The sequence below is a fragment of the Salinivibrio sp. YCSC6 genome (assembly GCF_004916735.1).
Lineage (GTDB): Bacteria > Pseudomonadota > Gammaproteobacteria > Enterobacterales > Vibrionaceae > Salinivibrio > Salinivibrio proteolyticus.
The window spans coordinates 273,213-295,716 of record NZ_CP039517.1 but is presented as its reverse complement, the minus strand read 5'-3'; the positions used below and the strand labels follow the sequence as shown (position 1 = coordinate 295,716).

The window sequence follows — 22,504 nt, the reverse complement described above, 5'->3', positions numbered from 1 at the left end:
TAAGTAGAGCTTATGGCCAATTCCGCTTCAACACACACCGCCTCGACACCATCTGCTTCAAGTCGCAACAGTAAAAACCTGACAGTTCTGTGGGAGCTGATTGCGTTTGTTCGTCCTTATCGCTGGCAAGTGAGTGCGGCCTTGCTGGCCTTAGTGTTTACCGCATCACTAACGCTGTCGGTTGGACACGGCGTTCGGCTTTTGATCGACCAAGGCTTTGCACAGCAATCACTGGTTGAGCTGGGGAATGCGGTACAGTTTATTTTGCTGATCACGGTATTAATCGCGATCGGTACCTTCTTCCGCTTCTATCTGGTGTCATCGGTAGGTGAACGGGTCAGTGCCGATATTCGCCAAGCAGTGTTTGATCATGTAATTGGCTTACATCCGAGCTATTTTGAAACCCACGGTAGTGGCGAAATCATGTCGCGGATCACCACAGATACCAGCTTGCTGCAAAATATTATCGGTTCCTCCTTCTCCATGGCGATGCGTAGTGCGCTGATGTGTGTGGGCGCCATCATCATGCTGTTTGCCACCAATATTAAATTGACCTTGATTGTGCTGGCCTCCGTGCCTTTTATTTTGGTGCCAATACTTATCTATGGCCGTCGTGTGCGGGCGTTGTCGCGGCAAAGCCAAGATTCGATGGCGGATGTGGGTAGCTATGCCGGTGAAGCCATCACCAATATTAAAACCGTGCAAAGCTTCGCGGTAGAAGATCACGCTAAAGCCGCATTTGGGCAAGAGGTGGAGCGTGCCTATCAGATTGGGCGCGAGCGCGTGAAACAACGAGCCATTCTTATTTCCGGCGTGATCGTGATTGTGTTTAGCGCCATTACTGGCATGTTATGGGTCGGTGGTCGCGATGTGATTCAAGGTACTATGTCAGCAGGGGATCTGGGTGCCTTTGTATTTTTCGCCATCATGGTTGCCTCTTCGATGGCTACCTTGTCGGAAGTGATGGGGGAGTTGCAACGCGCGGCAGGCGCGACGGAGCGCTTGGTGGAACTGTTGCACGTGCAAAGCCATATTCGCACTCCTTCTACTTCACCGATTGCCGATGCCCAATCACTGAGCAATGATATTCGCTTTGACGCGGTGCATTTTCATTATCCCACGCGTCCCCATCAAGCAGCGATTGATACGCTGAACCTTGTTATTCAGCCCGGTGAAGTCGTGGCGTTAGTTGGGCCGTCGGGAGCGGGGAAAACCACCGTATTTGAATTACTGCAACGTTTCTACGATCCGCAATCAGGCGCGATTATGCTGGGCGGACAAGATATCCGCAGCTTGTCCCCGCAAGCGTTGCGCCAACAAATGGCTCTGGTGCCACAACAACCCGCCCTGTTCAGCGATGATGTGATAGGCAACATCCGCTACGGCAGGCCAGATGCCAGTGAGCAAGCGGTGAAAGAGGCGGCGATTCAAGCGCACGCTGATGCTTTTATTCAGCAATTACCGGATGGTTATCACAGCTTTTTAGGTGAACGAGGCGTGCGGCTTTCGGGCGGCCAACGGCAGCGAATTGCGATTGCCCGCGCAATTCTTAAGGACCCACGGATTTTATTGCTCGATGAAGCGACCAGTGCCCTTGATAGCGAAAGTGAGCATGCGGTGCAGCAAGGCTTGGCGGCTTTAATGCGGGACCGCACTACCCTGATTATCGCCCACCGCTTATCGACCATTCAGCACGCTGACCGCATTGTCGTCATGGATCAAGGTAAGCTTGTTGATGTAGGCAGCCATACCGACTTGCTGGCACGCTGCCCGCTGTACCAGCGCTTGGTAAAACGGCAATTTAGCCATGTCTCAAATGGCTAAGCGTTGTTTTCCAGTGCTTTGATTTGTTGGTCAATCTTTTCCGCTTCTTCGGTAAGCAGTGAATAGCCACGGATATCGCCGTTGCGCTGCGCCTGAAAGGCTTGTTGCTGCTTAGCTTCATACTGTTTTTTAAGCTTTTTAACCGGATTCGGCTTTAAAAATGAGAGCATGTCGTGTCCTTATTTGAGGGTTACGGGTATCACTACGACCTAACCTCTTGATTGGATGACAGCGACTGTGCATTAGTACTTATCGTATCCACTTTTTATCGTGGAATGAATCTGGCTAAATAAATAGATATCTTGCCCGTTTATTTAGATGGCGGGATATTACTCATCTTGCTTACCACGTTTCCCTATGACCGACAAACGATGACACAGCCATACAAAGTATGGACAGAGTGTTTAAGTCTATTTCTATATATTCAATCACTCCTCAAATAGCCAGATAGTAAAAATAATATGAAACCAGGGAAGACCGGCATTTATCGAATGATAGATGCGACCGGTTATTCAGTGATGGGGTTAAAGTCGGCGTGGAAGTCTGAAGCGGCATTCAGGCAAGAGTGTGTGATGGCTTTTGTTCTTGTGATTACAGCCTATTTTATTCCAGTTACATCGATCGAACGCATTTTAATGATAGGGAGTTTAGGGCTTGTCCTTATTGTTGAGTTATTGAACTCAGCCATCGAAGCTGCGATAGACCGTATTGGGGATGAGTGGCATGCATATAGTAAGAAAGCGAAAGATATTGGCTCATCTGCCGTGCTTTTTTCAATTGTTCTCACCCTGTTTGTGTGGGTGTCATGTGTGGTCAATATAAAATGAGAAAAAGTCAAAATCATACAAGCGGAATAAGCATAACAATGTTTACCGCGTTGGTCGCAATCTACTTTTCCGTCGTGATAAATGTTCCCTTTTATAAAGAGTTGCAAAGTGTTTTTTCATCACTTGAAGATGTGAAGACCGGATTTGTTATTTCTATCCCTCTGTTCTTATTCTTTGCTTTAAATATTGTGTTCTCATTATTTTCATGGCCAATTCTCACCAAGCCATTTTTTATTTTCTTAGTGCTTTTATCCAGTATTGTTTGCTATGCAGAATACAATTACGGAGTCATGTTTGATGTTGATATGATAACCAATATTGTAGAAACCGATACCGGAGAGGCAAGGGCGTATTTAAGTTTCTATGCACTTATCTGGGTGTTAGCCATTGGTGTGGCTCCCGCTATCTTTATAATGCGTTGTACCATTCAGCCAGCCGGAAAAATGTGGCTTCCATTATTACGGGATAAGCTTATATCTATCACTGTATCGTTAATCGCGCTGGCGATTATATTTGTTTTTTATTACCAAGACTATGCATCCGTAGGCAGAAATAATAGCTACCTTAGAAAACTGATTATACCGACACAATATGTCTACAGTCTCTCTGGTTATGTGAAAGAGCAATACTTTTCGTCGCCGATACCTTACGTAAAGCTGGGCGACGATGCGACGCAATCAGAACGGGCGATTGATCAGTCCTTGGATAAACCTAGCGTATTCATTTTCGTGGTCGGTGAAACTGCACGGACTCAGAACTATCAGGCCAACGGTTATGATAAGCCAACTAATCCGTATACCGCTGGGCAGGATGTGATTTCGTTCCGTGATGTCACCTCGTGTGGTACAGCAACAGCGGTTTCGGTTCCTTGTATGTTTTCGCTATTGCCTCGACAAGACTTTGATCGTCATCGAGCAGAAAACCAAGACAATGCTTTGGATATATTGCAACGAGCAGGGGTCGATATCTTATGGAAAGAAAATAATGGCGGTGATAAAGGGGTAGCTAAACATGTCAAAAAAATAGAAATCGATAGACGAAGAAAAGACGCATTTTGTAATGGAAGTACATGTTACGATATGGCCCTGATTGAACACCTCAATAACGATATCGATGAAATGCAAGGCAATCGGATTATATTCTTGCATCTGATTGGTAGTCATGGTCCAACGTACTTTCAGCGTTACCCTAAAGACATGGCGTATTTTCAACCTGACTGTGCGCGCTCAGATATCGAAAACTGTGAAAGAGAAACTATCATCAACAGCTACGATAACACCATCCGTTATACGGACTATGTGTTGAGCAAAGTGATTGAAACACTTAAAGATAAAAGTGATCAGTATAATACCGCGATGATGTACGTCTCTGATCATGGTGAATCATTGGGGGAGAATGGTGTTTACTTGCATGGTCTTCCTTATCGTTTCGCCCCTGATTACCAGAAGAAAGTGCCGTTGATGGTATGGCTCTCCGATGGTTTTAAGCAAGCCAAGTCTATCAACGCCTCGTGTTTGCGTGAAAAGGCGATGGAGACAGGCCATTACTCTCACGATAATATCTTTCATTCGTTACTTGGCGTGATGGACATAGAAACACGTGTCTATCAGCCCGATAATGACATATTTTCTTCATGCCGGATGCAATAGCCGAATGAGACATCATTCGTAAAAGAGGGCGAGCCTTGATAAGGCTCGCCGATGTGCATGGCTTGGCGTGATGAGAATAGGCTTATCTAAAACGAGTAGGTTACGCCCAGTGCGCCACCAAGTTGCAATTCTGGACCGCCGTGGAAATTGACCTCTGGGTGCACTTGGCCATAAGCACTGATCTGTTTGTTGATGGCCCAATCGAGTCCAATCGGCAAACGCACGCCATAGTCGTCATCCCACTCGGCCCAGCCACCGGCGCCCACATACCAATCAACCGGGATATCGGGATTATCAAAAGTGCCGTGTTGAAAAAGGTAATCAAATGCGGTGCCGCCATTGCCGAGGGTAAATCGATAGTGATCGTCGACTTCTAGGACAGCGCTCAGTTGTTGGTCAACGGCAAGTCCTGCCGAGATATTGGTTTTTTCTTTCGCCATCGCTTGAGCCGTGAGACTCACTGCAAGTAGAAGACCGAGAGCGATAGGTTTCATAGTGTGCCTTAATACTGCTTTTTCAGATGGCACAGAATGTAGCGGTGTCAGCAGAACAATCTGTCAAGCGTATGTCAGCCGCTTCTAAAACCTTGTGCAGGAATGTCAGCGATTAATCATTAAAAAAGTCATCAATGATCGCTTGGTACTCTCCGGTGGCTTTCATATCTGCTAGTGCATGATCAAATTGGTCGCGTAGGGTCGATAGCTCACGCATTTTAGAAAAGGCAATGTAACTGGGGGTGTCTTCTATCGGGTGGGGGTTGATCTCGACAATACCCTTCATATTAAGCTGGTTAATCAGCGCGCGTGCACCAAAATGATTGCTGAGCCACAAGCGTGCTCGGCCACTTTCCAACATCCGAAGACACTGTGGCGCGCGAGTCAGGCGGAAAATCTGATCGAATTGATTTTGCGCCAAGGCAGTATCCATTCGGCTGCCGTAGCTGACTTGATTGATCACGCAGACGGAGTAAGCGCTAAAATTGAACGATTGAATAGCGTCTTCAGAGATACTGACATCGGGGCGATGAACAAAACGGATCCCTTGTTGGAATAAAATCTGCTCAGAGTAATCGAGAAAGGCTTCGCGCGCGGGTGTTTTGAAAATGGTGAATATACCGTCCGCTAGGCCGGTTCGGACTTGATAGAGCGCTCGCGCCCATGGCAGCACTTCAATCTCGACGTCATAGCCCAGCTTGGCGAACGTTCGACTGACCACCCGCACCGCCACACCATCCACTGGGCCATCCGAGGTTTGAATATAGGGCGGGTATTCTAACGTGACTAAGCGCACGGTTGGCGTAGCAGCATGGACTACTCCGGTCATTCCCAACAGCAGTACCATCAATAGCACGCGTACAACAGAGCGTCGACATAAACTCAGCAAGGCTTAATCACTCTCAGTAAACTGGTGCATTGCCTTAAGTTTAGCCAGCAAGCAGTAAGACGGGAGAAAATTTCGCTGAGCGAGATATTACGGAGGGCGGTTTTAGCCAAGGCTGGCATTGCAGGCTGTTGAATCGCAATAGTGGAGATATGGATCAATAAAAAACGCGAGCCGAGCGGCTCGCCATTAACATCACTATTTATTATCTAAATTCAGGGAATAACTCATTTCCAGTCTTGAACACCGTATCTAGATAAGATCTCATCTAGCTCGCCGTTTTTACGCAATAATTTAATCCCATCGTCTAATGCTTGTACAATATCTTTTGAATCAGGGTTATTTGGACCACAGGCAATATATAAGTATGCTTCACCAAGTAAACCAGCTGGCACGATACTATCAGTAAGATTCATTTCCTTTAATTTGCTGCCCATCACTACGGTAGACTCTATAATCAAGTCGATTCTTTTTGCTAAAAGTTTTCTTATGTTTTTTTCTAGAGCATCATTCCCCGCTAAGGGCACACTATTTCTATCAAGCCAAGCATCTACTTCTTCATCATAGTAATATCCCAATATGGTTCCAACTCTCTGATTCGATAAAGAGGATAAATCAATATATTGGAAATCATCATCTCTATTTTTATAAAATGCGGCTTGAAATAGACCGTATGGTTCTTTACCAAAAACAAAACCAGGAGCATCTAAATCCCCAGCGCGACGATACAATGAATACTATTCGCCCTCGCACTTTTAATAGCTCTTTCCCAAGGCATAATTCGATACTCAAGCGTTAATCCTTTATCTTTCAATGCCAATTCAGCGATTTCTATCATAAAACCAGGGTTATCCGCTTTTGGGTCTCCATTCATTGGGTACCATTCGTCACCGGCAACTATGATGGTTTTAGATAACGCACTTAAGGAATAAAAAAAGATCGCCAGAAATAATAATATTTTCATTAGTTAATCCACGATGCCTTAATAAATTTTTCCTTATTATGTATAGTAGATGATGGCATTATAATCAAATCGGGTATGCGACATCTAAAGTTTTGCTGGCATTGTTGCTTAATTGATGGAATTAAATCAAGACGCTACGATCTGAAAGGCTACATCTATTAATGTAGTAGCCAACTAAAGCCGGCCGCGGTTTCAGCAACGGTGCAGTGTTGGTCGACGGCAAGATCCTCCGAGAGAGATAGATTTCATAGTGTGTCTTAAAACTGCCTTTTCAGATTGTACAGAGTGCAGCGGTGCTCGGAGAACAATCGGTTAAGCGTTTTTCATCCGCTTCTAAAACCTTGTGCAGGAATGTCAGCGATTAATCATTAAAAAAGTCATCAACGATGGCTTGATATTCTCCGGTCGCTTTCATGTCTGCTAATGCGTGATCAAATTGGTCACGCAGAGTTGAGAGTTCTTTTGCTTTAGAAAACGCAATGTAACTGGGGGTATCTTCGATAGGATGAGGATTGATCGTGACCATATCCTTCATATTGAGCTGGTTAATCAGGGCGCGTGCCCCAAAATAGTTGCTGATCCACAAGCGTGCGCGGCCACTTTCCAACATCCGAAGGCACTGTGGTGCAAGCGTTAGACGCAAAACCTGATCGAATTGATTTTGTGCCAAGGCAGTATCTATTCGGCTGCCGTAACTGAATTGGTTGATCACGCAGACGGAGGAGTAAGCGCCAAAATCGAACGATTGAATGGCGTCTTCAAAGATTCTGACATTGGAGCGGTGAACTACTCGGATCTCTTGTTGAAATAATACCTGCTGAGAATAATCGAGAAAGGTTTCACGCTCTGACGTTTTGAAAATGGTGAATATACCGTCCGCTAGGCCGGTGCGGACTTTATAGAGTGCTCGCGCCCATGGCAGCACTTCAATCTCGACATCGTAGCCCAGCTTTGCGAAGGCTCGACTGACCACCCGCACCGCTACACCATCCACTGAACCATCCGCTGTTTGAATATAAGGTGGATATTCTTGCGTGACTAAACGTACGGTTGACGTAGTAGCATGAACCATTCCGGCCATTCCCAACAGCAGTACCATCAATAGCAAGCGTACAGTAGGACGTCGACATAAATTCAGCAAAGCCTAATCACTCCCAGTACCATGGCGGATTGCCTTCATTTTAGCCTACAAGTATAAGGCGGGGGAAAATTTCGCTGAGTGAGGTGTTGCGGAGAGCGATATTAGACGAGGCTGCCACTATAGGTTGTTGAACCCCAATGATGGATAGCACTCAACAATAACAAAGGCGAACCGAGCGGCTCGCCTTTAAAATCACTATTGCCGAAAGCGGAGTCGATTACTCATCCATATAGCTTTCAATGCTAGGGCAAGAGCAAATCAGGTTGCGGTCACCGTAGACGTTATCGACACGGTTGACTGATGGCCAGTATTTGCTTGCCTTGTTATGGGCAGATGGGAAGCAAGCCAACTCACGTGAATAGGCGTGAGACCATTCGTCAGCCATCAGATCTGCTTGGGTGTGGGGCGCATTGACCAATGGGTTGTCTTCCAGCGTCCACTCACCGTCTTGCACCTTGGCAATTTCCTCGCGGATGGCAATCATGGCATCACAGAAGCGATCCAATTCCTCTTGGCTTTCACTTTCGGTCGGCTCAACCATTAGGGTGCCCGCGACCGGGAACGACATGGTCGGCGCGTGGAAGCCATAATCCATCAAGCGTTTGGCGATGTCTTCTTCGCTGATGCCGGATGCCTCTTTGAGCGGACGAATGTCGATAATACATTCGTGTGCAATGCGTCCGTTTTTGCCGCGATAAAGCACGGGGTAGTAGGGACGCAAACGCTCCATCACATAGTTGGCACCGAGAATCGCCAACTCGGTCGCGCGCGTCAGGCCTTGTTCACCCATCATGGCGATGTACGCCCATGAAATAGGAAGAATCGAGGCGCTACCCATAGGTGCAGCCGAGACGGCAAATTCGTCGCCTTGCTCGACATGGCCGGGAAGGAAAGGCGCAAGGTGCGATTTCACGCCAATCGGTCCCATGCCTGGGCCGCCGCCACCGTGGGGAATACAGAAGGTTTTGTGCAGGTTGAGGTGCGAGACGTCTGAGCCAATGTAGCCCGGCGTTGTCAGCCCTACTTGCGCATTCATGTTGGCGCCATCCAAGTAAACTTGGCCGCCAGCCTCGTGCACCAGCTCGCACACTTGCTGCACGGTTTCTTCGTACACACCATGTGTCGATGGGTAGGTGATCATAATGCAGGAGAGCGCATCGCGGTGTTTATCGATCTTGGCTTTCAGATCATCAATATCGATGTTGCCGTCGTTATCACAGCCAACGACAACCACTTTCATTGAGACCATGGCCGCGGAGGCAGGATTGGTGCCGTGCGCGGAGCTCGGGATCAAGCACACATTGCGGTGACTGTCACCACGGCTTTCATGGTAGCGCTGAATCGCGATTAAGCCCGCATACTCCCCTTGCGCGCCTGAGTTCGGCTGCATGGAAATCTCGTCGTAGCCGGTGATTTCACACAGCATGTCACGCAGTGATTTGCCCAGTGATTGATAGCCTTTGGCTTGCTCCAATGGCACAAACGGGTGCAGGGCGCCAAACTCTGGCCAGGTGACGGGGATCATCTCGGCCGCGGCGTTTAGCTTCATGGTACAGCTGCCCAGCGGGATCATACCGTGGGTGAGAGAGAAATCTTTGTTTTCCAACGCCTTCATATAGCGCATCAGCTTGGTTTCACTGTGATAGCGATTAAAGACGGGGTGCGTCAGGTATTCACTGCTTCGGCGGCATGCGGCAGGGATCGCGGCAAATTCATCGGCTTCAATATCGCTCGCCAAGGCTTCCGCATTGCCTTGACCGGTAAGCGCGGTAAGTAATTGATTGACTTCTGCTAGCGTGCTCGCTTCATCAAAGCTCACGCCGAGCTGGCCATCCAATTTACGCAGATTAAAACCGGCATCTTGCGCTTGTTGGTACAAGGCATCGGTTTGCTCGCCTGTGTTGAGCGTGACGGTATCAAAGAAGCTGTCGTGAGTAAGGCTCAATCCCGCCGCTTGTAACGATTTGGCAAACAACGCGGTGAGATGATGCACACGTCGGGCAATTTTCTTTAAGCCTTCTGGACCGTGATATACCGCATAAAAAGCAGCCATGTTGGCGAGCAAGGCTTGGGCGGTACAAATATTGGAGGTCGCTTTTTCACGGCGAATATGTTGCTCGCGCGTTTGCATCGCCATGCGCAGGGCTTGGTTGCCTTTGCTATCGACCGATACGCCAATCACACGGCCTGGCATGGTGCGCTTGAGCTTGTCACGCGTGGCCATAAAGGCGGCGTGTGGGCCACCGTAACCCATAGGTACACCAAAGCGTTGTGCCGAGCCAATCACCACATCCGCGCCCATTTCACCCGGTGCTTTGAGCAAGGTGAGTGAAAGTAGATCGGTAGCGACCGCAACCAGTGTCTTCTTGCTTTGTGCGTCTGCAATAAGTGCGCCGAGATCGCGTACTTCACCGGTGGTGCCAGGATACTGGAGCAGGGCGCCAAATACGTCGTACTGATTCAGCGTGTCGGTGTCATCAACAATGATGTCATAGCCTAAGAAGGTGGCGCGCGTTTTAATCACATCCAAGGTTTGTGGGTGCACATCGCTGGCAACAAAAAAGGCGTTGCCTTTGTGCTTGCCGCCACGCTTACACAGGGTCATGGCTTCCGCGGCTGCGGTGGCTTCGTCGAGCAGCGATGCGTTGGCCAAATCCATCCCCGTTAAGTCCATCACCATTTGCTGGAAGTTCAGCAACGATTCTAATCGGCCTTGCGAGATCTCGGGCTGATAGGGGGTATAAGCCGTGTACCAGCCCGGGTTTTCTAGCACATTGCGCAAAATAGGCGGTGGAGTATGTGTGTGGTAGTAGCCTTGGCCGATCAGGCTGCGCTTAATGGTGTTTTGCGCGGCAATGTTGCTAAGCTCGGCCAGCATCTGGGTTTCGCTTTTGGGCGCACTCAGGTTTAGCGGTTTTGGCAAGCGAATGTCAGCAGGGACAGTTTCTTCAATTAAGTGCTCAAGGCTGGTGGCATTAATCGCCGCCAGCATCGCATTTTGCTGATTGGTATCGGGACCATTGTGGCGCGCGATAAAATCATTATCGGCCACTAGGTTATCGAGTAAACGAGTTTGCGTCATGGTATTCGTCCTGAATTAGTCTTCAATCGTTGCCGCGTACGCGTCTGCATCCATCAAGTGATCCAAATTGGTATCGTCAGCCAGCTTAATTTTGGCAATCCATCCACCTTCAAAGGGTGCTTCGTTGACCAGCTCTGGACTATCTTCCAAATCTTCATTGATAGCGACGACTTCACCATCCACGGGGGCATAGATGTCAGACGCGGCTTTCACTGATTCCACCAAAGAGAAGCTCTCACCTTGTTCAGTACTGTCGCCAACCTCGGGTAGATCGACAAACACGACATCACCAAGCAGTTCTTGGGCATGATCAGTGATCCCCATAGTGACAGTGCCATCGCCATTGTCTTTAACCCACTCATGGCTTTTCGAAAACTTCAGTGTCGCGTCCATTTGTTACTCTCCTGCTTTAAATACGAGCTGCTCAAACAATGAGCGATTTACAATGTAAAATGAGGTGGCGTTGGTGACGCCAGCTCTTAAATTCAATTTATTGGCGATACAGGGGGAAACGTGCGCAAAGTTGTTGCACGTCTTTACGCACGCGTGCCTCGATGTCGGCGTTGCCGTCTGGCGCCTCGACGAGGGCATCCAACACATCGCCTATCCATTCGCCGATTTGACGAAATTCATCGGTGCCGAAACCGCGGCTAGTGCCGGCTGGGGTGCCGAGGCGAATGCCGGAGGTGATCATGGGCTTTTCGGTATCAAAGGGAATGCCGTTTTTGTTACAGGTGATCCCAGCACGCTCAAGTGCTTGCTCAGTTTGATTGCCCTTTAAGCCTTTCGGGCGCAAATCAACCAGCATCAAGTGGGTATCGGTGCCGCCGGTAACAATGTCGCAGCCACGGGCTTGGAGCACTTCCGCGAGCGCTTTGGCGTTAGCAACCACTTGATCAATATACAGTTTAAACTCAGGCTCTAATGCCTCACCCAATGCAACGGCTTTGGCCGCAATCACGTGCATCAGTGGACCGCCTTGCAGACCGGGGAACACTGCTGAATTGATCTTTTTGTTGATGTCTTCGTGATTGGTGAGGATCATGCCACCGCGCGGGCCACGTAGGGTTTTATGGGTAGTGGTAGTGACCACATGCGCATGCGGCAATGGCGAGGGATGGGCGCCCGTGGCAACCAAGCCAGCGATATGCGCCATATCAACCACCAGGTACGCGCCTACTTCATCGGCAATGGCGCGGAAACGGGCGAAATCGATATGGCGAGGGATCGCGCTGCCGCCGGCGATAATCATCTTGGGTTGATGCTCTCGAGCCAGCACAGCGACTTCATCGTAATCAATTTCTAAGTTGTTTCGACTCACGCCATACTGCACGGCGTTAAACCATTTACCCGATAGTGCAGGGCGCGCGCCATGAGTGAGGTGGCCGCCAGCATCGAGCGACATACCTAAAATGGTGTCACCGGGTTGCAGTAGCGCCAGCATTACCGCGCCGTTGGCTTGTGCGCCCGAGTGCGGCTGCACATTGACATACTCGCAGTTAAACAGTTGTTTGGCACGGGCTTGAGCGATGGCTTCGACTTCGTCAACGTGCTCGCAGCCGCCATAATAGCGGCGGCCCGGATAACCTTCGGCGTATTTATTGGTTAAGCAGGTACCTTGCGCTTGCATCACGGCTTGCGAAACGATGTTTTCTGACGCAATCAATTCGATTTGTTGCTGCTGGCGTTTATGTTCCGCGTTAATCGCGGCCATCACGGCACCGTCTGATTCAGACAAGTTGGTTGAGAAGAATTGCTCAAGTTCCACGTTTGGGTAGCTGGGTTTCATTGCTTCATCCTTGTTGACTGGCCGTGGCTTAGCAGGCCACCACATTAATTGGGATCACATTGGTAGCAAGGCCGCCTTGCGAGGTTTCCTTGTACTTGCTCATCATGTCGAGCCCTGTTTCGTGCATGGTTTTTATCACGCTATCGAGTGACACATGGTGTTCACCATCACCGCCCAATGCGAGGCGGGTTGCGTTAATCGCCTTCACTGCACCCATAGTGTTGCGTTCGATGCAGGGCACCTGCACCAAGCCATTAATGGGATCGCAAGTGAGCCCTAGGTTGTGCTCCATGCCGATCTCTGCTGCGTTTTCAATCTGCGCATTGGTGCCTCCCATGGCAGCAGCGAGCCCCGCTGCTGCCATGGAACAGGCGACTCCGATTTCCCCTTGGCAACCCACCTCGGCCGCCGAGATCGACGCATTGGTTTTATACAAGGAACCAATCGCGGCAGAAGTCGCTAAAAAGGTACGAATACCTTCTGGATTGTTGGGCGAGACAAACTTGTCGTAATACGCCAACACCGCTGGGATCACACCTGCTGCGCCATTGGTCGGCGCGGTAACCACTCGGCCACCGGCGGCATTTTCTTCGTTGACTGCCATGGCAAACAGATTGACCCAATCATTGCTGTCTGTCGGTAATCCATGCGCTTGTTTGTCATGAATGGCGTCGTACATCCCTTTAGCGCGTCGCTTAATGTTTAAACCGCCGGGTAAGACGCCGCCTTGTTGAATACCGCGGTCGATGCACTCGCGCATCACTTGCCAAATATGATCGAGCCCTTGATTGACGGTATCCCGCGTCGCACTGGGGTCGGTATACTGAGCTTGCGCAATTTCATTGGTAAACATCAACTCACTGATTGTCATGCCCGTTTTTTTGCATTGCTCAAGTAACTCTGCCGCACTTTTAAACGGATAGGGGGGCGTAAAGTCGGAGGCCAGCGCATCCGTTTCACCTTCTTCCACCACAAATCCACCGCCGACCGAAAAATAGGTTTTTCGTGCCAAGCATTTGTCTTTTTTGTCATAAACACTGACGGTCATGCCATTGGGATGGGCGGGTAACACCTGATCGTAGTGAAACACCAAATCCGCATCCCAACTAAACGGGACATAATGACTACCAGCAAAGGGCAGTTCGCCGCCGTTTTTAACCATTTTGGTCATGGTTTCTATGTCGTCTGATTCGATGGTGGCGGGCATTTCGCCCATTAGCCCCATCACACACGCGACGTCCGTGGCGTGGCCCTTTCCGGTTAACGCCAAGGAGCCGTATAAATCGACGCTCACGCGATGAATCGCATCGAGCGAGAGTGTTTGGATCGCGAATTGTGAAAAGCGTGCGCAGGCCAACATTGGCCCAACGGTGTGCGAGCTGGAGGGTCCGACACCGACTTTAAACAGGTCAAACATGCTGTGACTCATGGCATGTCTCCTACACAGGTAAGGTACGTATTGTTGTTGGTAGATGTCTTTGTAGACACCTTGCATTGCTCACTCATCAGCAGTGCTACCTACAGTTTATATCCTTGCCACAGAACGCTACCTGAAACAGGTCGCTGCAAGCGGCGAGAGTGATAACAACCGGCACGCGCTGGTGATGATTTAAACATTTTGTTAACGTACCTAAGCCGTAACTTTTCCGCAAAATAAATTTCCAATAGGAAACCTATGTTGTGATCGCGATGACATAACGACCTCTGGCTATACGATCAACTTTGCGACGCAAACGTTTGCCTTTTTATCCTATGCTGAGGTAAATTGCAAACAGCGTCGGGTTTCTCATCATCGTTTTTTGCATCGCAACGCCATGACTACTTGTCATTTATGGACTTTTCCTTTTAAGCGTATTGGCGGCGTTCCATTGATTCACGAATTTGAGGGGAACGAGGCGGTGGCACCTTGTTCAACAGGACGATATTTCCAATAGGAAACTTTTTTGTTAAAAGTGTTAACTATGCCGATGCCGCTCGACGGTGGGATATGTCAGAATGCCAAATTAGTAGAGTTAACCATGTTAGCGCGGAGGCCGAACAACGGTGTCAACAGACCACTTAACACAGGATGTGTATCCCTCAATGCAGGTAGAAAAAGCACAAAGGGAGGATGAACCGCACGCCCCCATTGCGCCGTTGCGGTTGGGCCCACGATTAAAAGCGATTCGAGTGGGGTTAGGGCTGACGCTCGAAGAAGCAAGTCAACGCACGGGATTAGCGCGCTCGACCTTATCAAAGATAGAGAATGAGCAAATCTCCCCGACTTTCCAAGCGATGCAAAAACTCGCTCACGGCCTAGACATTGACGTGCCTCAGTTGTTTGCGCCACCCAAAAAACGGCAAGCAACAGGGCGCCGTGATATCACACGAGCCGGTCAGGGTAAGGCGCATCCAACCGGCACCTATGAACACGAGCTACTGGCAACGCAACTTAGTAACAAAAAGATGATGCCATTTAAGTCGCGTGTCCGTGCCCGCGCTTTTGAAGATTACAGTGACTGGATCCGTCACGATGGTGAAGAGTTTTTGCTGGTGTTGGAAGGCAGCATTCGCTTTTACTCTGAGTTTTATGAAGCGATCACCCTCAATGAGGGAGACAGTGTTTATTACGATGCCACGATGGGACATATGTTGGCATCGGTCAGCGAGGATGACGCACTCATCTTGTGGGTGACCGCATCCTAACGCAATGTCACGAAAACTGGCGACGCGCACCGTCGACTAGCATTACTTTTTATCGCCATTTAGGCAGAACATGGAGTGAACAATGGCAGAGTTACTAACGACCCCACTACACGCATTGCACATTGAGATGGGCGCAAAGATGGTCCCTTTTGCTGGCTATGATATGCCCGTCCAATATGCGCTCGGTGTTCGCAAAGAGCATCTCCATTGCCGCGAACACGCAGGTCTGTTTGATGTATCGCATATGGGGCAGGTTCGTCTGGACGGAAAGGATGCAGCCAACGCGCTAGAAGCCTTAGTGCCTGTTGATGTCATTGATTTACCGGCAGGCAAACAACGTTATGGCGTGTTTACCAATGCACAAGGCGGTATTTTGGATGACCTCATGATTGCCAACCTAGGCGATCATCTCTTTCTGGTCGTTAACGCCGCCTGCAAAGCACAGGACATTCAGCATCTGCGCGATAACTTGAAAGGGGATGTGACCGTCGAGGTGCTTGATGATCGTGCGTTGTTGGCACTACAAGGCCCAAAGGCTGCGAAGGTACTTGCCGCGTTCAATCCGCAAGTGAGCGAGATGGTCTTTATGGATATTCAGCCAATTACCATCAATGGCATTGAGTGTGTAGTGAGTCGCTCGGGCTACACCGGTGAAGATGGGTTTGAGATTTCGGTGCCGGCGGAGCACGCAGAATCGCTCGCCAAAGCGCTGCTTGCCAATGACGACGTGGAATGGATTGGCCTAGGTGCACGTGATTCACTGCGTTTAGAATGTGGTTTGTGCCTGTATGGTCATGATTTGGATACCACCACTACGCCGATCGAAGCGAGCCTTATTTGGGCGATCAGTAAGGTACGTCGTGCGGAGGGTGAGCGCGCCGGTGGCTTCCCCGGTGAGGCGAAAATTCTCGAGCAGATGGCCACTAAAGCGGTCAGCCGTAAGCGAATTGGTCTCTTGGGCCAAAGCAAAGCGCCTGTGCGTGAAGGCAGCAAGCTGTTCGATGCCAACGATAACGAAATTGGTATCGTGACCAGTGGTACCTTTGGTCCCACTAAAGGCATGCCGGTTGCGATGGCGTATGTGTCACCGGAATTTACCGCGGTGGGCACGGAGGTGTTTGCCGAAGTACGTGGTAAAAAGCTGCCCATGACCGTCGAGAAAATGCCCTTTGTACCGCAGCGGTATTATCGCGGCTAACTAGGGCGACGGAGAATAAAAAGCGCAGCGTCAATCAGCTGCGCTTTTTTATGGGCAGTGAGCAATAAGGTTACGCGTTGCTAAGCTGCTCAACTGCCTCTAGGGCTTGCGCACCATAAATCAACGACGGGCCGCCGCCCATTAAAATGGCAACGTTGATCGCCTCAACACACTCTTGCTTGGTGGCGCCGTGCTTTAATGCGGCGGCAACATGTGCGCCGATACAGCCATCGCAACGCGCGGCAATACCAATCCCTAGTGCAATCAACTCTTTGGTTTTTACATCAAGGTCGCCTTCAGCCATTGCGGCACGATGAAGCTGACCAAATGCCGCCAGAGTCTCACTGCTGTTTGCTTTAAATTGTTTATTTAACGCCAATTGTTGCTCATTGATTTCTTGATAGTTTTTCTTGGTCATAGTCCCACCTTTTATTTTAGCTTTGACTAATATATTTGCTTTGTGTGTAGGATGCAATCCGTGTCCATGATTTATAATTGATTGCCTAGAAATCTTTCTCTCCCTGTTGGTTTCGATTTGCCAGCGCCGTTAAATCCGCTTTTTTATGGCTGCCTGTAAATGCCTGTTCTAGTCTCAATAAGTCACTATTGATAGTTGACATGTTAATGCTGAACGGTAGGTAGTCACTGACGGGGGTCAGTTATGAGTATTAAAAAACGCATTTTAGCCATTGTGTTGACAGGGGTGGTACTGCCGACCCTGATTATTAGTGTCGTCGCCTTGTATAAGTTTCGAACAAGTACCTTAATCAGCTACGAACAAAGCTCATACAAAGAAATGCAGCACATTGGTAATGCGTTTAAGTTCTATCTACAAGGCCTGTCTGCTAATGCGAAAATGTTAGCCAATAGCCAAGCGTTGCAAGAGCTGGATGGCAGTGTCGCCAAATACATGGGCCCGTCAAAGCCAATGACATCGCTTCAGAATAGTCCGGCCGAAGCCCGTGCGTTCAAATTATTGGATGCAATGGGTAATTCGCGTGATGATTTCGCCTATGTCTTTCTCGGTTTAAGCGATGGGGGCTACATTCAGTGGCCGCAAGGGGAGTCTGGCGATTACGACCCTCGGCAGCGCCCTTGGTATCAAACCGGATTAGGAAGTGGTAATAACCCTGTGCGCGTGCCGGCATACCAAGATATTACATCGGGCGCACCTTTACTGGATTATGTGATGGAGTTTCCTGCGCAAGATGGGTTAACCGGGGTAGTGGGTGTTGATGTTACCTTGGAGGCATTGACCAATATGCTTGGCGAGGTCACGCTCGGCCAGTCAGGTTACATTGTGCTGGTGGAAGATACCGGCACCGTCTTGGCCGATCCTAATAACCCAGATAACAACTTTGAATCTGTGGATGGCGTGAATAGCGTCTACAGCGGTCAATCGCTAAGCCGTTCGCTCAAGGCGGTGTCATTTGACGGTGAGTCTTATTTTGTTAACCAGTATCAAGCGCCCGATAGCGGCTGGCGTTTAATTGGTATTGTGCCTCAGCAAGAAGTGTTAGGGCAGGTGAATCAACTGCAAACCGTGATTATCTCGATTGGTGTACTTTTAGTGGTGATTTTCGGGGTGCTGGGCTTCTTTATGGTTAACCGAATCTCTGCCTCGATTGTTGCGGTGAGTGATGGGCTCAGTGATGCGGCAAGCGGTGAAGGTGACTTAACTAAACGTTTGCCGGTAACCAGCAAAGATGAGCTAGGCACGACTGCCACTGCCTTTAACCAGTTTGTGGATGTGATCCAAGAGCTGATTATTGGCATTAAAGATCGCTCGCTAAAGCTCACATCTCATGCCGATCATACCACCCAGTTTGCTGAGCAGCTGGATGGCGCGAGTCACCAGCAGCGCTCAGGGCTCGAGCAGATTGCGACCGCGTTCCATCAAATGGTCGCGACGGCTAATGAGGTATCGCAAAACTGTAATCAGACGGCTGATTCGGCGCAGCAATGCCAATCAGAAGTTGATCGCGGCATGGCCTTGATGAATAACACGCGCGCAGCAGTGCAAGAAATGGCGACCACGCTCAACGAAGCGGATAGCGCCATGGCTGAGCTTACGAAAGAAAACGACAATATCACCGCTATGCTGGATACCATTCGTGGTATTGCCGAGCAAACCAACCTATTGGCGCTGAATGCGGCGATAGAGTCTGCACGTGCGGGGGAGCATGGGCGAGGCTTTGCCGTAGTGGCGGATGAGGTTCGGGTGCTGTCGCAAAAGACCACCAAATCGACCGAAGAAATTGACGAGTTGTTACAAGCCTTGACTCAACGGACTAGCCAGCTGTCAGAAAAGCTACAGGGCAGTGTGGAACACTCGCAGACGACCACCGAGGCAACCGAAGAAGCCCTGAGTGTATTTGGTACTATTCAAGAGTTGGTGGGGCAGATCCATGATATGGCCGCGCAAATTGCCACCGCAACAGAAGAACAGCACTCGGTATCGGAAGACATTAATCAGAATGTGACCAACGTATTGGATGGTGCGAATAGTGCTGCTGAAACCGCGGAACAAACTAACGCAACGGCGGCCGAGTTACGTATGGTGGCGACTGAACTCTCAGAGTTGGTAAACCGATTCAAAACCGACAAACCCAGCACATAACGGCGCTATCTTTAAACAGGAGCGCCAAAGAGGAACGGCGAGCAGGTAGGCTCGCCGTTTTATTATGCGCGTGATGTTTATTGCTACACCACTTCAACAAACCCCATTAGACCGGTTTTCATGTGCTCAATGACATGACAATGATACATCCACCGGCCAGGGTTATCGGCCACAAACGCTGCCTTGGCGTGGCCATTTTTACCCAATAGCACGGTATCGGTATGGAAAGGTGTCACGGGTTTACCGTCCATTTCCAGCACGGTAAAGGTATGACCATGTAAATGGATTGGGTGGTGGTACTGAGTGACATTCTTTAAATCGAAAATATAGGTTTTGCCCCGTTCGAGCGTTGCGATCGGTTCGGGAATGTTGCCTTTGCTCATTCCCTCCCATGCGCGTTTGTTCATCAGCCAAAATTCGTGCTTCCCTTTGCCTTGCTTATCGGCGGGTGTGATTGCGCCGGCCCATTCAAAGACAAAGTGTCGCGTTTCCGCATTCGCCAAGTCAGGAGTGGCCACTGGATTAAGTGGCAGGGCGGGCAAAGGTTTTTCGACCAAGGTGGATGGCGTTGTGGTAAAGCTAGCCAGTAGGAAAGGAAAGCGGCCTTTCATGTACATGATCTCAACATTGGTTCCGGCTTTGGGGGCGACCAAACCAATATCTAGTCGCATACCGGGCGCGATCTTGTGCTCTTCGAGTCGTCGAGGCGTCGCGATCGGATTACCGTCAATGGCAACAATCCAAGCGTCCGCACCGCGGACTTGAATAGGATAAGTCAGGGTATTATCGACGTTGGCTAAACGCAGGCGAGTGGTGGCATTTTCTTGTAGTTCATACTTAGGTTGATGAACACCATTCACCGTGCCCCATTCACCCGGCGTTCCCATTCGGGCGCTGTAACGAGGAATGGCGAGATCTTTCCATTGCCCTTGGGGGTCGAGGTGCCAATGTTTGAGCATGAGTACATGCTCTTCGTCAAACGCGACCGGCGACGCCTCTTCCACCACAATGGTGCCTACCAAGCCTTTGCCCAATTGCACCACAGAGTTCATGTGAGGGTGATACCAAAAGGTGCCAGCGTCAGGCGGTGTAAAGCGATAAGTAAAGGTTTCGCCCGGCTGAATAGGGGGTTGGGATAAAAAGGGTACACCGTCCATTTCAATCGGAATACGGAGTCCATGCCAATGAATGGTGGTGGGTTCATTAAGGTTATTGGTAAAGTGAATCGTCACAGGCTCGCCCTGACGGCAGCGAATCGTGGGCGCAGGGATCTTGCCGTTAAACGCCAATACATCCGTTTGATGGCCGGGCACTAAAGACGCAGTGCTTGGCTCAGCGCTTAAGTGATATTCCCACATGCCATTATCTCGTGATGCGGATACCAGCGAGCAAGCAGGAAGGGCGGACAACGCAGCGAAAGCAGCGGAAGATTGGAGAAAGCGACGTCGAGTGAGGCCATGCGCTGGCATGCCTTGGTCACGGCAAGTCATAAGAATACCTTTCGAATCAAATAATCGGTTTACTATACCGTGAACGCGTCAAAGTGAGAAAGATTATCAATTGACCATGTGAGGCAGTTAAAATAAGCCAGCAACAGACTGCTGGCTCGATAGTCGGATTATTGACGGTGAAAAATGTCGAGGCCAGATGCTTGATTTATGGCGGGTAATGCTTCGAATTCAGGCTTGGCAATATAATACCCTTGGAAGAAGTCGATGCCTAAATCATGCAAGCAACGTAATTCTTTCTCCGTCTCTATCCCTTCGGCAATAATTTGACGCCCTAGCTCCTCACACATTGCCACACTGTGGCGAACAATCGCCTGTTTCACTGGGTCAGTATCAATATCTCTCACCAGCGCCATATCGATTTTAATAATATTGGTATCAATATTAGCCAGTGCCGTTAAGCCAGAGTAACCGGCGCCGAAATCATCAATGGCGGTAATAAAGCCTTGCGAGCGGTAATAGCGAATAATGCGTTGAATATGATCATAATCAAGCACTTCTTCCCCTTCGGTAAACTCAAACAAGATGCGATCGAGCGGAAACTGGTGTTCGCGCGCGGCTTTAAGGGTGGTTTGAATACAACGTTCGGGCTCGTAAACAGCATTAGGCATAAAGTTAATGCTCAAAAAGCAGGGGATCTCGAGCTTTGCCGCTAATGCCACCGCTTTGATACGGCAGGTCTGATCAAATTGATACTGATTGTCGGCGTTTACATGTTTAAAAACACTGCCCGCACCGCTGCCATCCATGCCTCGTACCAGCGCTTCGTATGCGAACACACGCCCAGTGGATAATTGAACAATGGGCTGAAAGGCCATTGAAAAGGCAAAAGGGAGCGGTTTTTTGTTTTTGCAGGCATCGCATTGGGAGGCGGAATGAGTCATAGATTTAAATATCAATGAAATAAAGGTGTTTAAACAATAATAGATGGTGCGTGTCTTTAATGCGAGTCAAGGTGTCTAATCTCTGCGCCACGACGAGTTATCTACAATGAGAAATTAAGTTGGCACTAGATATGCTTAATAATTAAGCGGCAATATCAGGCGCTTTTTTGACGTCGTGCGATACAAAAAGTATGGCATACGGATGAACAAGCTGCTTTTTGCTAATAATGGCGACAAAGTGACCAAATTTGGTTTATACCTTAATAAGGTTGTTAAACGACCGAAAATACCAGATGTGCCGGTTCAAGGTAGCTGGCCAGTGACAGAGGATGAACGTCATGCTTGCTGAAAAACGGGATGAAATAGACAACCCCCTGATTTGGCCAATACTCAGTATCTTGGAATCTACGCGACAAAGCTGGAAAGTGCACCACCTTCTCAGTGAGTTGCAAAAAAACACCATCATGGCAGAGCTGGATGCTGACCCGCATCTTGATCTGTTTAAGCGCAATTTTTTGATAATGAATGCGCTATACCAACTGCAAGAGATGTTGCTACCCCAGCAGTGGTTGCAGGTGGAGTCAATGGACATTCAATTGCAGTGGCGTGTCGGCGGTAATGGTTTTGTGGCAAACGAAATCGATTACCAAGATCCACTCCGTGAATATTACATGGATTGGAACAACTACGACGCTAGCCGAGACGATGTCAAAGAGCTGCTATCGTCGTTTTGGAAGCATTATCAACGCCATATTGGTAATGATGCACCGGGCGAAACCATGCTGGAGCGCAAAAAAGCGCTAACCGTACTTGGGTTGGATGAGCACGCTAGTGAGCATGAGATCCGTCGACAGTGGCGTAAAATGGCGTTGAAGTGGCACCCAGACCGCCCTGAAGGCGATGCGACCACGTTTCGTGAAATGTGCGAGGCTTGGCAAAGCCTGCGTCTTTAA

General features: G+C 49.3%; 20 protein-coding genes. 7 read left to right on the top strand and 13 right to left on the bottom strand.

Going from position 1 to position 22,504, the window contains the following annotated elements:
* The first annotated feature begins 12 nt into the window (after positions 1 to 12).
* Positions 13 to 1,824, top strand: a complete 1,812-nt coding sequence (locus E8E00_RS15205; RefSeq protein WP_096632167.1) for an ABC transporter transmembrane domain-containing protein — start codon at positions 13 to 15, stop codon at positions 1,822 to 1,824.
* Here the strand turns inward: E8E00_RS15205 and E8E00_RS15200 are convergent.
* Positions 1,821 to 1,994: a DUF6435 family protein gene (locus E8E00_RS15200; RefSeq protein ID WP_136588405.1), complete on the bottom strand. Its 174-nt coding sequence runs from the start codon at positions 1,992 to 1,994 to the stop codon at positions 1,821 to 1,823. The genes E8E00_RS15205 and E8E00_RS15200 overlap by 4 nt on opposite strands.
* A 291-nt stretch (positions 1,995 to 2,285) precedes the next feature.
* On the opposite strand from E8E00_RS15200, the gene E8E00_RS15195 reads away from it, so the two are divergent.
* Positions 2,286 to 2,651, top strand: coding sequence for a diacylglycerol kinase (locus E8E00_RS15195; RefSeq protein ID WP_096632170.1), 366 nt, complete (start codon positions 2,286 to 2,288; stop codon positions 2,649 to 2,651).
* Positions 2,648 to 4,300, top strand: a complete 1,653-nt coding sequence (locus tag E8E00_RS15190; protein ID WP_096632172.1) for a phosphoethanolamine transferase — start codon at positions 2,648 to 2,650, stop codon at positions 4,298 to 4,300. The genes E8E00_RS15195 and E8E00_RS15190 overlap by 4 nt, the downstream gene beginning before the upstream one ends.
* Positions 4,301 to 4,386: 86 nt before the next feature.
* Here E8E00_RS15190 and E8E00_RS15185 read toward each other — a convergent pair whose 3' ends face one another.
* From E8E00_RS15185 to E8E00_RS15145, 9 genes are all read right to left on the bottom strand, one after another.
* Entirely contained in the window at positions 4,387 to 4,794 is a 408-nt protein-coding gene (locus E8E00_RS15185; RefSeq protein WP_069587525.1) for a hypothetical protein, read from the bottom strand.
* 112 nt (positions 4,795 to 4,906) lie between these two features.
* Positions 4,907 to 5,683: an ABC transporter substrate-binding protein gene (locus E8E00_RS15180; RefSeq protein ID WP_136588404.1), complete on the bottom strand. Its 777-nt coding sequence runs from the start codon at positions 5,681 to 5,683 to the stop codon at positions 4,907 to 4,909.
* A 224-nt stretch (positions 5,684 to 5,907) separates the two neighbouring features.
* Positions 5,908 to 6,411, bottom strand: a complete 504-nt coding sequence (locus tag E8E00_RS15175) for an ABC transporter substrate-binding protein (RefSeq protein ID WP_096632177.1) — start codon at positions 6,409 to 6,411, stop codon at positions 5,908 to 5,910.
* Positions 6,387 to 6,644, bottom strand: coding sequence for a hypothetical protein (locus E8E00_RS15170; RefSeq protein ID WP_096632180.1), 258 nt, complete (start codon positions 6,642 to 6,644; stop codon positions 6,387 to 6,389). Before E8E00_RS15170 ends, E8E00_RS15175 begins: the two co-directional genes overlap by 25 nt.
* Before the next feature lie 361 nt (positions 6,645 to 7,005).
* Entirely contained in the window at positions 7,006 to 7,785 is a 780-nt protein-coding gene (locus E8E00_RS15165; RefSeq protein ID WP_136588403.1) for an ABC transporter substrate-binding protein, read from the bottom strand.
* A gap of 217 nt (positions 7,786 to 8,002) precedes the next feature.
* Positions 8,003 to 10,867 (bottom strand): aminomethyl-transferring glycine dehydrogenase, encoded by a 2,865-nt coding sequence (gcvP, locus tag E8E00_RS15160; RefSeq protein ID WP_096632186.1) that lies wholly within the window; start codon positions 10,865 to 10,867, stop codon positions 8,003 to 8,005.
* A 15-nt stretch (positions 10,868 to 10,882) separates the two neighbouring features.
* On the bottom strand, positions 10,883 to 11,260 hold the full coding sequence (gcvH, locus tag E8E00_RS15155; protein WP_077454958.1) for a glycine cleavage system protein GcvH: 378 nt from the start codon (positions 11,258 to 11,260) through the stop codon (positions 10,883 to 10,885).
* A 97-nt stretch (positions 11,261 to 11,357) separates the two neighbouring features.
* Positions 11,358 to 12,656, bottom strand: coding sequence for a serine hydroxymethyltransferase (locus tag E8E00_RS15150; protein WP_096632189.1), 1,299 nt, complete (start codon positions 12,654 to 12,656; stop codon positions 11,358 to 11,360).
* 28 nt (positions 12,657 to 12,684) lie between these two features.
* Positions 12,685 to 14,085: an L-serine ammonia-lyase gene (locus E8E00_RS15145; protein WP_096632191.1), complete on the bottom strand. Its 1,401-nt coding sequence runs from the start codon at positions 14,083 to 14,085 to the stop codon at positions 12,685 to 12,687.
* 653 nt (positions 14,086 to 14,738) lie between these two features.
* On the opposite strand from E8E00_RS15145, the gene E8E00_RS15140 reads away from it, so the two are divergent.
* Positions 14,739 to 15,341, top strand: coding sequence for a helix-turn-helix domain-containing protein (locus E8E00_RS15140; RefSeq protein WP_077454961.1), 603 nt, complete (start codon positions 14,739 to 14,741; stop codon positions 15,339 to 15,341).
* Between the two features lie 82 nt (positions 15,342 to 15,423).
* Positions 15,424 to 16,539 carry a glycine cleavage system aminomethyltransferase GcvT gene (gene gcvT / locus E8E00_RS15135; protein ID WP_096632194.1) on the top strand — a complete coding sequence of 372 codons (1,116 nt, stop codon included), beginning with the start codon at positions 15,424 to 15,426 and terminating at the stop codon, positions 16,537 to 16,539.
* A 70-nt stretch (positions 16,540 to 16,609) separates the two neighbouring features.
* On the opposite strand, the gene E8E00_RS15130 is transcribed toward gcvT, so the two are convergent.
* Positions 16,610 to 16,957 (bottom strand): carboxymuconolactone decarboxylase family protein, encoded by a 348-nt coding sequence (locus E8E00_RS15130; RefSeq protein ID WP_077481653.1) that lies wholly within the window; start codon positions 16,955 to 16,957, stop codon positions 16,610 to 16,612.
* 243 nt (positions 16,958 to 17,200) lie between these two features.
* Here E8E00_RS15130 and E8E00_RS15125 point away from each other — a divergent pair, with 243 nt between their 5' ends.
* The gene (locus E8E00_RS15125; protein ID WP_096632196.1) at positions 17,201 to 19,159 is read left to right on the top strand and encodes a methyl-accepting chemotaxis protein; all 1,959 of its coding nucleotides are present in this window, start codon (positions 17,201 to 17,203) and stop codon (positions 19,157 to 19,159) included.
* 83 nt (positions 19,160 to 19,242) lie between these two features.
* On the opposite strand, the gene E8E00_RS15120 is transcribed toward E8E00_RS15125, so the two are convergent.
* Positions 19,243 to 20,628 carry a multicopper oxidase family protein gene (locus E8E00_RS15120; protein WP_096632781.1) on the bottom strand — a complete coding sequence of 462 codons (1,386 nt, stop codon included), beginning with the start codon at positions 20,626 to 20,628 and terminating at the stop codon, positions 19,243 to 19,245.
* Positions 20,629 to 20,777: 149 nt separating this feature from the next.
* Positions 20,778 to 21,551 carry an EAL domain-containing protein gene (locus E8E00_RS15115; protein ID WP_069586946.1) on the bottom strand — a complete coding sequence of 258 codons (774 nt, stop codon included), beginning with the start codon at positions 21,549 to 21,551 and terminating at the stop codon, positions 20,778 to 20,780.
* A gap of 338 nt (positions 21,552 to 21,889) precedes the next feature.
* Between E8E00_RS15115 and E8E00_RS15110 the strand changes: the two genes are divergently transcribed.
* Positions 21,890 to 22,504 carry a DNA-J related domain-containing protein gene (locus tag E8E00_RS15110; protein ID WP_069586945.1) on the top strand — a complete coding sequence of 205 codons (615 nt, stop codon included), beginning with the start codon at positions 21,890 to 21,892 and terminating at the stop codon, positions 22,502 to 22,504.

Excerpts from the sequence above, each read along its gene's own strand:
- E8E00_RS15205 (WP_096632167.1), top strand. The coding sequence starts at position 13 with ATGGCCAATTCCGCTTCAACACACACCGCCTCGACACCATCTGCTTCA.
- E8E00_RS15200 (WP_136588405.1), bottom strand. The coding sequence starts at position 1,994 with ATGCTCTCATTTTTAAAGCCGAATCCGGTTAAAAAGCTTAAAAAACAG.
- E8E00_RS15195 (WP_096632170.1), top strand. The coding sequence starts at position 2,286 with ATGAAACCAGGGAAGACCGGCATTTATCGAATGATAGATGCGACCGGT.
- E8E00_RS15190 (WP_096632172.1), top strand. The coding sequence starts at position 2,648 with ATGAGAAAAAGTCAAAATCATACAAGCGGAATAAGCATAACAATGTTT.
- E8E00_RS15185 (WP_069587525.1), bottom strand. The coding sequence starts at position 4,794 with ATGAAACCTATCGCTCTCGGTCTTCTACTTGCAGTGAGTCTCACGGCT.
- E8E00_RS15170 (WP_096632180.1), bottom strand. The coding sequence starts at position 6,644 with ATGAAAATATTATTATTTCTGGCGATCTTTTTTTATTCCTTAAGTGCG.
- gcvP (WP_096632186.1), bottom strand. The coding sequence starts at position 10,867 with ATGACGCAAACTCGTTTACTCGATAACCTAGTGGCCGATAATGATTTT.
- gcvH (WP_077454958.1), bottom strand. The coding sequence starts at position 11,260 with ATGGACGCGACACTGAAGTTTTCGAAAAGCCATGAGTGGGTTAAAGAC.
- E8E00_RS15150 (WP_096632189.1), bottom strand. The coding sequence starts at position 12,656 with ATGAAACCCAGCTACCCAAACGTGGAACTTGAGCAATTCTTCTCAACC.
- E8E00_RS15145 (WP_096632191.1), bottom strand. The coding sequence starts at position 14,085 with ATGAGTCACAGCATGTTTGACCTGTTTAAAGTCGGTGTCGGACCCTCC.
- E8E00_RS15140 (WP_077454961.1), top strand. The coding sequence starts at position 14,739 with ATGCAGGTAGAAAAAGCACAAAGGGAGGATGAACCGCACGCCCCCATT.
- gcvT (WP_096632194.1), top strand. The coding sequence starts at position 15,424 with ATGGCAGAGTTACTAACGACCCCACTACACGCATTGCACATTGAGATG.
- E8E00_RS15130 (WP_077481653.1), bottom strand. The coding sequence starts at position 16,957 with ATGACCAAGAAAAACTATCAAGAAATCAATGAGCAACAATTGGCGTTA.
- E8E00_RS15125 (WP_096632196.1), top strand. The coding sequence starts at position 17,201 with ATGAGTATTAAAAAACGCATTTTAGCCATTGTGTTGACAGGGGTGGTA.
- E8E00_RS15120 (WP_096632781.1), bottom strand. The coding sequence starts at position 20,628 with ATGCCAGCGCATGGCCTCACTCGACGTCGCTTTCTCCAATCTTCCGCT.
- E8E00_RS15115 (WP_069586946.1), bottom strand. The coding sequence starts at position 21,551 with ATGACTCATTCCGCCTCCCAATGCGATGCCTGCAAAAACAAAAAACCG.
- E8E00_RS15110 (WP_069586945.1), top strand. The coding sequence starts at position 21,890 with ATGCTTGCTGAAAAACGGGATGAAATAGACAACCCCCTGATTTGGCCA.